This is a genomic window from Bowdeniella nasicola, assembly GCF_001907295.1.
GTDB classification, from domain to species: Bacteria; Actinomycetota; Actinomycetes; order Actinomycetales; family Actinomycetaceae; genus Bowdeniella; species Bowdeniella nasicola.
This window is the reverse complement of the sequence record NZ_MQVR01000088.1, coordinates 1-9,491: the sequence shown is the minus strand read 5'-3', so window position 1 is coordinate 9,491 and position 9,491 is coordinate 1. Positions and strand designations below refer to the sequence as shown.

General features: G+C 61.4%; 7 protein-coding genes. 5 read left to right on the top strand and 2 right to left on the bottom strand.

Translation table 11 applies throughout. From position 1 onward, the window contains the following. Nucleotides 1-75 precede the first annotated feature (75 nt). Nucleotides 76-780 (bottom strand): aromatic ring-hydroxylating oxygenase subunit alpha, encoded by a 705-nt coding sequence (locus BSZ39_RS11305; protein WP_083603310.1) that lies wholly within the window; start codon nucleotides 778-780, stop codon nucleotides 76-78. A gap of 219 nt (nucleotides 781-999) precedes the next feature. Between BSZ39_RS11305 and BSZ39_RS11300 the strand changes: the two genes are divergently transcribed. Then, the gene (locus tag BSZ39_RS11300; protein ID WP_073717433.1) at nucleotides 1,000-1,971 is read left to right on the top strand and encodes a zinc-binding dehydrogenase; all 972 of its coding nucleotides are present in this window, start codon (nucleotides 1,000-1,002) and stop codon (nucleotides 1,969-1,971) included. Here the strand turns inward: BSZ39_RS11300 and BSZ39_RS11295 are convergent. Beyond that, nucleotides 1,968-2,693: a hypothetical protein gene (locus BSZ39_RS11295; protein ID WP_143180513.1), complete on the bottom strand. Its 726-nt coding sequence runs from the start codon at nucleotides 2,691-2,693 to the stop codon at nucleotides 1,968-1,970. The two genes, BSZ39_RS11300 and BSZ39_RS11295, sit on opposite strands and share 4 nt — an antisense overlap. A 102-nt stretch (nucleotides 2,694-2,795) precedes the next feature. Here BSZ39_RS11295 and BSZ39_RS11290 point away from each other — a divergent pair, with 102 nt between their 5' ends. The 4 genes from BSZ39_RS11290 (at nucleotide 2,796) to casA (ending at nucleotide 9,435) form a co-directional block, all read left to right on the top strand. After that, nucleotides 2,796-3,671 carry a formate transporter FocA gene (locus tag BSZ39_RS11290; protein WP_222842947.1) on the top strand — a complete coding sequence of 292 codons (876 nt, stop codon included), beginning with the start codon at nucleotides 2,796-2,798 and terminating at the stop codon, nucleotides 3,669-3,671. 3 nt (nucleotides 3,672-3,674) lie between these two features. Beyond that, entirely contained in the window at nucleotides 3,675-4,190 is a 516-nt protein-coding gene (locus tag BSZ39_RS14115) for a hypothetical protein (RefSeq protein ID WP_073717430.1), read from the top strand. A gap of 417 nt (nucleotides 4,191-4,607) precedes the next feature. After that, nucleotides 4,608-7,679 (top strand): CRISPR-associated helicase/endonuclease Cas3, encoded by a 3,072-nt coding sequence (locus tag BSZ39_RS11280; RefSeq protein ID WP_073717429.1) that lies wholly within the window; start codon nucleotides 4,608-4,610, stop codon nucleotides 7,677-7,679. Further along, nucleotides 7,654-9,435, top strand: a complete 1,782-nt coding sequence (gene casA / locus BSZ39_RS11275) for a type I-E CRISPR-associated protein Cse1/CasA (RefSeq protein ID WP_083603309.1) — start codon at nucleotides 7,654-7,656, stop codon at nucleotides 9,433-9,435. Before BSZ39_RS11280 ends, casA begins: the two co-directional genes overlap by 26 nt. Nucleotides 9,436-9,491: the final 56 nt, after the last annotated feature.

Genomic DNA, 9,491 nt, shown 5'->3' with positions numbered 1-9,491 from the left:
ACGACCATGACCGATACCGACACGCCCGCACTAGCAAGCTAAAACCCCAAACGAGAGGAAAACGCCGTTACACCACTACAAGGGACTTGACCCGAACTGTTCGGCCGCGAGCTTCCAGTTGCCGTCGAGGACCCACTTCATGACGCCACCGACGACGGTCGTGCCCTCCGGGTCACGGTCGATGAACGCGTCGAGGTACCACTTCAGGTCGCCGAGGGCTTCCTCAAGCGGGATCGCGTTGGGGTCCCAGTTGCCGAAGATGAGGCCCTTATAGGACTGGACATTCGGGACCTCGACCAGTCCCCAGTCCTTCTTGTCGAAGTTCTCGCCGTAGGCGTACTCGTTGGGCACGTTCGCGAGGTTGCCGTCGAGGTCGAAGGACCAGCCGTGGTAGGTGCAGGTGAAGTTCTTGGTGGTGCCGAAATCGGCGCGGCACACGCGGGCGCCGCGGTGGCGGCAGGAGTTGAGGAACGCCTTGATCTCGCGCTTGCGATTCAGGGAGACGAGGATCGGGTCTTCGCCCATGAAGGTCTGGAAGAAATCGCCGGGCCGCTTGAACTGGTCCTCGTGCGCGAGGAACAGCCAGGACCGGGCAAATATGCGCTTCATCTCCTGGCGGTAGACGGCCTCTTCGGTGAAAATGCCGCGATCGACGAGGCCGCCGTCGGGGTCGACCATCGTCGAGACGTCGAGCGTTGTCGAGAGGTTATCCGGGCGCGTGAGCTTCCCGATCGGTGGGGCCGCGGGAGCGGTCGTTTCTGCCTCGGGTGATATCGTCATGCGGACTCAACTCCTTCGTCGTCACGAGCACGGATGTGCGCTGTCACACCTCAACCATGACATTGCGAAACGGTTTGTTCCCGCCTTTCGTGCCGAACAATGAGAACGCCCCGGAGTCAACCAGCGTTCCGCGATGTGGCACGCGAAATGGTCTCGAAGTCCGGGTCGAGATCGCTCATATGATGGGCGCATCCGACCACCGTAAAGGAAGGAGCACCGATGCGTGCTGCCCTCGTGAGATCGCACCGCCCCGATGAGCCCCTGGCTGCCCTCGACATCACCGAAACCGAGGAGAAGCCGCTGCCGGCAGGCTGGGCCCGCGTCCACCTGAAAGCCGCGTCGCTCAACATGCACGACGTGTGGACGCTGCGTGGCGTCGGTCAGGACCCGAACGGCTTGCCGCTCATCCTTGGCTGCGATGGCGCAGGGGTGACCGACGACGGCCGCGAGGTCATGGTCCTGCCCGTCATCGCCGACGCCGACCGGGGTGGCGGCGACGAGACCCTCGACCCCGAGCGTGCGCTGCTGTCCGAGCGGCATGACGGCACCTTTGCCGAGATCGTTCACGTACCCGAGCGCTGCCTCGTCGACAAGCCCGCCCACCTCTCCTTCGCCGAGGCCGCGTGCGTGCCGGTCGCGTGGGGAACCGCCTACCGGATGCTGCGCCGCGCGGACGTCGGCCCCGGCCAGACGGTTCTCGTCCAGGGCGCGACCGGCGGCGTGAACTCGGCCGCGATCGCGCTCGCGAACGCGATGGGCGCCCGCGTGTGGGCGACGAGCCGCACTGAAGCCAAACGCGAAACCGCGCGCAGCCTCGGCGCGAGCGAGGTCTTCGAATCGGGGGCGAAGCTGCCCGGCCGCGTCGATGTCGTCGTCGATAACGTCGGTGCCGCGACCTGGCGGCACTCGCTGCGGTGCGTGAAGCCCGGCGGCGCGGTCGTCACGTGCGGCGCGACGACCGGCGGCAACGTCGATGCCGAGCTCCAGCGCGTCTTCTTCCAGCAGCTCTCGATCATCGGCTCGACCGGCTGCACCCGCGCCGAACTCGTTCAGACAGGACAGCTCATGGAGCACGCGGGCCTGCGCCCGCTCATCGACCGGGAGATTACGCTCTCTGAGCTGCCCGAGGCGATCACCGACATGATCGACGGCGCGATCGAGGGCAAGGTCGTCATTACCGACTGGGCTTAGAACCCCCGCGCCGTCGTGATCGCGTTCGTCCACGTGCCAAACGCGTCGCGGATGTGCTGTGCCGCGGGCCGGTAGCGCCCCTGCTCGTGTTCGACGCCGGCCCAGCCCTTATAGCGGGCCTGAGCTGTGCGTGTCCGGGTCTTCTCGCAGTGTGCGATGAACAGCCGCAGCGCCGTGAGCATCTCTTCGAGCTCTTCGGTCGGCACTTGCGGGGCGGTCGTCGTGCGCGGCGCGGGCTCGGGCGGCTGCCAGCCGGCCGAGGTTTTCACGTCATCCCACGTCGGCCCGAAATGATTGAGTAGCGTCTGCAGCGGCGGCGGCCAGTGCGGCCGCGTATCGAGCTGCGGGATGATGAACCGCGTCGTGATGAGGTTGCGCCACTTTTCGTATTCGGGTGAGGAAAACGGCAGGCTCGGGTTAGCGCTAAGCAACTGCCAGCCGATTGCGATGCCTGCCCGGATATCGTCCTCGGTAGTGCTCGACGGTTCAGTATTGGCGATGAGCTGCGTCGTTTGCTCCCACGCCTCATCAATGAAGTCGGCAATCTCCTTCGGTACGTTCACCGGGTGTTTGAACGTGAGCGGCTCCCCGAACGGAGGCAGGTCGATCGTCTTGTCATCCTCGAGGAGATCCCGCGCCGCAATGAGGAAAAGGAGCGCGGCATGATAGGAGGCAATCCGGTCTTTTGGGAACCGGACCACGGCCCGTTCAGGTCCTCCCATGTCGACTCCCTCACGTCTCGGTTTTGTGACCTGGCTAACGCCTTGAGCTAAAGAATAGACGAGAATGGGGTTCAATGGGAGGTTGGCTTTAGGCTTAGTTTCATGATCCCCTCGCCATCAGAGATCGCCGATCTAGCCGAAGAAGGCCTGTTAAAGAAAGCGATGACGCCGTGGGGCACGACGTTCGTGTCCGCGATGTTCGCCGGTGCCCTCATCGCGATCGGCTTCATCTTCTACACCACGAGCCAGGTCGGGGCCGAAGCCCTGCCCTATGGCGTCGCCAAAGTTTTGGGCGGGGTCGTCTTCTCCACCGGTCTCGCCCTCGTCATCATCTTGGGCGCTGACCTGTTCACCTCGACGACGATGACCCTCATGCCCGGCGTCGACCGCCGCCTACCGTGGGGGCGACTGCTCGCGCACTGGGGCGTCGTCTACCTCGGGAACTTCTTCGGTTCCCTGCTCGTCGCGATCACGATCTTCCTGTCCGGCACTCCGCACACCGGACACGGCGGTTGGGGAGCGGTCGTCATCTCCGCGTCCGTCTCGAAGGTCAGCCACACTCCGGTCGAAGCGTTCTTCCTCGGGATCCTGTGTAACGTCCTCGTCTGCCTCGCCGTCTGGGCGGGCTACGCCGGCAAGTCCGTGACCGACAAGATGGTCGCCGTCACCCTGCCGATCGCCGTGTTCGTCGCGTCCGGCTTCGAGCACTCCGTCGCCAACATGTTCATGCTGCCCCTCGGCCTCATGATCAAGGCCGAAGGCAACCCCGAGGTCATGGCCGCGATCGCGAACGGCACTGACGTTGACGCCCTCACCGTCCCCGCCGTGCTGCTGTCGAACCTCCTACCCGTTACCCTCGGCAATATCGTCGGCGGTGGCGTCTTCATCGGCCTCGGCATGTTCATCTGGCACCGCCGCGGCTCCTACCGCAAGACAGCCGAAGCCTCCGCCCGCTACCGTGCCCCGCGCGAGGAGTAGCCGGTGAGCGGCCTCGATTCCGACACCCGCGTCGCCGTTACGAGCTACCTCGAGCGGCGCGGCCTCGCGCTGCCGGACGACTGGCAGGTCGACGCCGTGCGTGCCTACATTGTCGAGGTCATCGCCGACGCGAAGCAGCGCACGCCGCTAGAGTATCTGACCGTCACCAAGGCCGCGGAGTTCGCCGGAGTGAAGCGCTCCGCGTTCCAGTGGCATCCGCTGCCGCGGCCCGACGCGACCTTCGGCGAGCAGTTCGAAGGCTGGCTGCCCGAGACCATCGAGTGGTGGAGCGCGCAGCGCGGCGTCGAGGGCGCGCAGCTCGGCGGCGAGCCCGTCGCCTACTGGGGGCCGTTCGACGTCGCTGCGCACCTCGGCATCGACCGCACGACCCTCGCCCGCTATCTCATGCCCGCGCCCGACGGCATCGTGGGCCGCCGTTCCGGTTGGCGGCCGGAGACGATCCACGTGTGGCAGCTCGTGCGCGAGGGGATGAAGGACCCGATCGCGGACGCCATCTGATTGCGACTGGGCGCTGAGCGGACGCCATTTCTGTCGCCTGTACGATTGAGAAGGTTCTCCTGATTTTCTGGATACCCGGAGATGAGCCTTTAGCGTTCTGAGGAGAGTCAGATTCCCCGCGCTAGCGGGGCTTACCCATATGTCGGTAGCTACGACCCCTTCAACCTCCAACCTCAAAAAACTAAATTAGCTTTTTGGGGAGATATGAGGGGTGGACGGAAATCTAACGTTGCTGTACGGTGCCAGATAGAAGGTGTGAACCTTCCAGATGTCGCACGGAGGTGGCACGTCCGATGAAGCTCGTAGAATTCCGTTTCGTCCAGCGCAGGTCGTGGTGTGAAGAGAGATCGGTGACCGTGCGTCTGGACGAAAGCTCCATGGCTTCAGGTCTATCAGAGGCCACGGACATCGATCGTGATGATCGCGGTGGCGACTATGAGTGACATCGGCTCGTGGACTCGGAACGGGGTCGGTCCTAGAGACAGGGGGCCTTCGGGTAGCTTGTCGAAACTCTGGGCGAAGACCTCGCGGGGGCTAGGCGATGTCAGTGACATCGTTACCGGTGGCCAACCATGGCTCAGCCTGTCCCAGCACTCGCGCGATGCAGCCGATGTAGGAACCGCGCTAGCACGTCAATGGTTAGCTCCCTCAGTGCGTTCCAGGCTGGTGTTATCACTTGGGTGCCAAGGCGATCCAGGCGCTGTCGACCGCCTGTTGGGGTGGCTAGCGGGGGTCCACGACGTAGGCAAAGCAGAAGTAGGGTTCCAGCACCAAGCCGCTCGATCCAAGGTCAGCCGTTTTCTTTGGGATCAGGTAGCGCCGCTCCTGGAAGACGCTCGTATGGAAGACGATAGATACCGAAAGGTGCCGCACTCCCTTTACTCCGAGCTGATCATTCGTCGATGGCTGAGGCGCTGTTTTCCCGATGCGGACATTTTGGCAATCGCTTCAGTCGCCGTCATCGCAGGCTGCCACCATGGCGTTCCAAGCGGCCTGCCGTGGCAATTGTCTACTCGCTTCAATTTCGTCGTCGCCGAGGCTGAATCGTGGCTCGACCGGCACGGTGAGCAATGGTCGGGAATGTGGTGGGAGCTCCTCGACGATCTCACCAGCCGTACAGGAGTCCAACAGGATTTGGAACGCCTCCTACAGGCGGGTGGAATTGCGGTCGCGGACCAGATTTTCCTATCAGGATTTGTTTCGATGGCTGATTGGGTTGCATCCAACCAGGAGCTTTTCCCGCTGTCACAGTCCGGATCCGACAGTCGAAGAAGCTTCCGCGCAGATGAGGCATTGGAGCGTCTTAACCTCACGCGCCCCTGGGAGCCTGCTTCGCCCAAGGACATCGTCGACGTCCGGCAACGATTCGATTGGGGCCCTGACCGGGAACTGCGTCCAGTCCAGCGCAAGGCTATGGACATTGCAGCGACAGCTACGGGCCCTACGTTGCTGATCATCGAAGACGAAACGGGCAGCGGAAAGACCGAAGCGGCGCAACTCGCTGGCGAGGTTCTCGCGGCCCGTACAGGGGCGGGAGGAATGGCTTTCGCGCTGCCAACTATGACGACCACGGATGCCCTGTTGCCTCGCATGGTCGGATGGGTTCAGAGGCTATCCGACTCTCGCGGGCAGCATTCGATCCGCCTCATGCATTCGAAAGCCAATCTCAACCCGGCTTTCGAAGAACTGCTCCGAGCTACCAAGTCCGTAAACGACGATGAGGCGCAGGAAAACTCGCAAGCAGCCGAGTATCTCGACCATGTTGTGGCGCATGCGTGGTTCAGTGGACGAAAAGGAGTTTTGTCCGAGTTCTTGGTGTGCACCGTCGACCAGATCCTCATGGCTGCCCTTGCGACGAGATATGTGACGCTTCGGCACCTTGGCCTCGCGGGAAAGGTCGTAGTTGTCGATGAGGTGCATTCCTATGACGTCTATTCATCGAACTACCTGGCGCGGGCGCTCACCTGGCTTGCCGCGCAAGGAGCATCGGTCATTTTGCTCTCCGCAACGTTGGCGTCTGGGCCGCGGAATCTGCTCAGCGCGGCATACCGCGAGGGGCTTCGTCAGACCGAGCGACCAGCAGAAATGTCGGCCGAGAAGCTTCGAACTCGAACGTCCCTCCGCGCAAAGATGGTGGCACCTGGACCGGTGCATGATGGAACACATTCACCATGTGTGGACGTTGCGTATCCGAGGATTACGACCGTCTCCTGTGAGGGAGTTACCGCAGAGCACGTGCCAGTCCAGAAGGCATGTCGACAGGTATTCTTCTCGCTCATTGGAGATTCGGACGACGAACTGATTGCCGAAGTCGAAAGGCTTTCCCAGTCGGGAGGTGTCATCGGCATCGTGTGTAACACTGTCGCTCGCGCTCAACAAGCCGCGGCCGCGCTCGCAGGGCGATATCCCGGATCCGTGGAACTCTTCCACTCCCAGTTCATCGCCGCCGATCGGGCTCGCAAGGAACAGGAGCTCACTACACGATTAGGTACGGAAAGACCCGGCGCCGCTAGCTCCCGTCCAAGATTTCACATAGTAGTCGGCACGCAGGTCCTAGAGCAGTCCCTAGACGTGGACTTCGATGCACTGATCTCCGATATGGCGCCTACGGATTCACTGGCACAGCGAGCAGGGCGCCTCCATCGGCACAGCCGTCTCCGGCCTCCAGGGCTCGAACACGCTCAGCTGGTGCTACGGGGAATGGACCTTGATAAGACGACCCCCACGTTCGATCGAGGCTCGGAATTCATTTATGGCAAGCGAGTTCTCATGGCTACCGCGGCCATCCTCTTTCGCTATATCTCGGGGGAGCCCTGGTGCGCTGGTCATGACCTTCCCAGCGATGTCGAAGCAACGTATTCCGACTCGACCGAGATTCCTTCTGACTGGCAAGAAGAGTACAACGCTGCCAGCAATAAGGAAGCCGAAGAGGATAGAGCTGCCAAAAAACGCGCTCAAGCATTCCAGCTGAAGACTCCGGTCGAGAGTCGCGGCAAACTGACCCAAGCGCTGAGTGCTTTATCTGCTGTCGATGCTGATCGTCAGGAGGACCTCGCGCTAGCAACAGTCAGAGATATCGATCCGAGTCTTGAAGTTGCTTTAATCCGTCGCGTGCGCGGGAGACTTCTTCCTCTGCCGTGGCTCACTTCGCAGGACTGGGATGAGGAACTCAGTCCCGTGTCAGTGCCCTCGGAGAGGATTATTCATGTGATCGCAGATTCCGTTGTTCGGCTACCTCGCGCGCTCATCAGGCCCGACCAGATCATGGACGCCATGGTCGAACTTGACGACGCGGGATTCGGTGCGTGGCAACGCGATTTCCGACTGCGGGGAACGTCAATCATCGTCCTGGATGAGCAATTATGCGGCTCGATACTAGGGAAAAGCTTCCGGTACGACAAAGACCTTGGAGTCGTGCCCACACGCAACCACACCGCGCCCACCCCCAACGAAGGAGGTCAGGATGCCCATTACCGAAACGACATTTGAAAGGAGGTCCAACGTGACTACTCGACCCGAGTTCAACCTTGTGCGCGAACCCTGGATCCGCGTTCGTCTTACTGACGAGACACTGGCGGAGCTTAGCTTGCAGGATATCTTCGAACGACTGTCCGAAGTCTCCGTACTTAACGGAGAAACCCCTACCCAAGACACTGCTGTCTTTAGGCTCTTGATGGCGATCCTCATCCGTGCTTTACGAAGCGAAGGGGTCGTGGTCGCCCCGGGTGGGTCGTTGGCAGAGTTGTGGCGAGATATCTATCGAAGTGATGACCTGACAGAGATTGTGCAGGAATACCTCGCCAAACACTCGGCACGATTCGATCTCTTTGATCCCGTAGCGCCGTTCTTCCAGGTCTCGGATCTCGCGACATCGAAGGGCGAACACTCGGATGCCTCGGTCCTTATCCCAGACGTTGGCCCAGCGTTGTTCTCGACGCGTACGAAAAACGATGCTGAAGGCCTCGATGCCGCAAGTGCGGCACGTTGGCTCGTCCGCCTCCACGCCTACGACGTGTCCGGGATTAAGTCGGGCGCCATCGGCGACTCTCGCGTAAAGGACGGCAAGGGCTACCCGATCGGTACCGGATGGGCAGGAGCGCTTGGTTCTGTGCAGCTCACCGGACCCACGCTGCGAGAGACCTTGCTACTTAACCTTCCGATGTCTGCTCTTGCGGTCGGAAGCTTCGATTCCGACCGAGATCTCCCTCCTTGGGAACGAACCCCTGATACCGCATCCGCTCGAAGCGCGGATGAAACCGAGGCTGATGGAGTCGTCGATCTCCTGACGTGGCAGCAACGACGAGTTCGGCTTTTCCCCTCGGCAAGCACAGCAGTGTCTGGTGTTCTTATCGCCAATGGTGACAAGCTCTCGCGATCCAACCAGTTCGAAGAGCCTTATAGCGCGCAACGATTCTCGTGGGACCAGACCAAAAAGCTTGGCCGCGAAACCTGGTTCCCCCGAGCGTTGGATCCGCAACTGACGGTCTGGCGCGGCGTGCAATCCATCTTCGCCGAGGCAGCAACCGGGACTCCGCTTACCCAAAAGGGGCCGAAAGCTACGGTCCCAGATCGAGTAGCCCCGGCCATCAAACAGCTGCAAAGCGAGCTTGGCGAAGCGATTGACGAAGAACTCGGAAACACGCCCATCAGTCTCACGCTGACCGGAGTTTCATATGGAACAAAGGATGCAGTCATCGAGACGGAGCTCTTTGAGACGCTTCCGACGACTGTTGCGCTACTGACATCCGATGGCGCGGAGCTTCGACACGAGGCACTCCTCGCAATCGACAGGGTCTTGACTTTCCGAGGAAGATTCCGCTGGTTCTTTCGACAGCTCCTCGTGAGCGCAGGCGCATCACCGGGCGATTACCCGGACAAGCAGGTAGCAACGTGGATGGACGAGCTCCAACTTGCTTTCTTGCAATGGCTAGCAGGCTTGGCAGACCATACAGACCCCAAGAATGCTGACCTCGAATGGCGGAAGATGTTCTACCGGATTACCGAACGCGCTATCGATCAGGCGGTGGACGATGCTGGCCCCCGCGCTGCAATCGGGCGAATGGAGGAAACCGACGGAACCAATGTGCTCCACTCTTCCGGTCGCTACCGAGACTGGATCATGAAGCAACTTAGGGAGATCACTGGAGCGCGTATCCCAACCGCCAGGCAAGAACCGGCGAACCCGACGCGGAAAGCGAAATCAAAGGAGTGGATCGCCCCGGGTGTGGTGGAGGGTTTGATCTAACCGAGAGGATAGGAACATGCCTGCACCGAGTAAGTACCCTGCAGAAGTTCGTGACC

Coding starts and splice junctions, on each gene's coding strand:
- BSZ39_RS11305 (WP_083603310.1), bottom strand. CDS start 780: ATGACGATATCACCCGAGGCAGAAACGACCGCTCCCGCGGCCCCACCG.
- BSZ39_RS11300 (WP_073717433.1), top strand. CDS start 1,000: ATGCGTGCTGCCCTCGTGAGATCGCACCGCCCCGATGAGCCCCTGGCT.
- BSZ39_RS11295 (WP_143180513.1), bottom strand. CDS start 2,693: ATGGGAGGACCTGAACGGGCCGTGGTCCGGTTCCCAAAAGACCGGATT.
- BSZ39_RS11290 (WP_222842947.1), top strand. CDS start 2,796: ATGATCCCCTCGCCATCAGAGATCGCCGATCTAGCCGAAGAAGGCCTG.
- BSZ39_RS11280 (WP_073717429.1), top strand. CDS start 4,608: ATGATCGCGGTGGCGACTATGAGTGACATCGGCTCGTGGACTCGGAAC.
- casA (WP_083603309.1), top strand. CDS start 7,654: ATGCCCATTACCGAAACGACATTTGAAAGGAGGTCCAACGTGACTACT.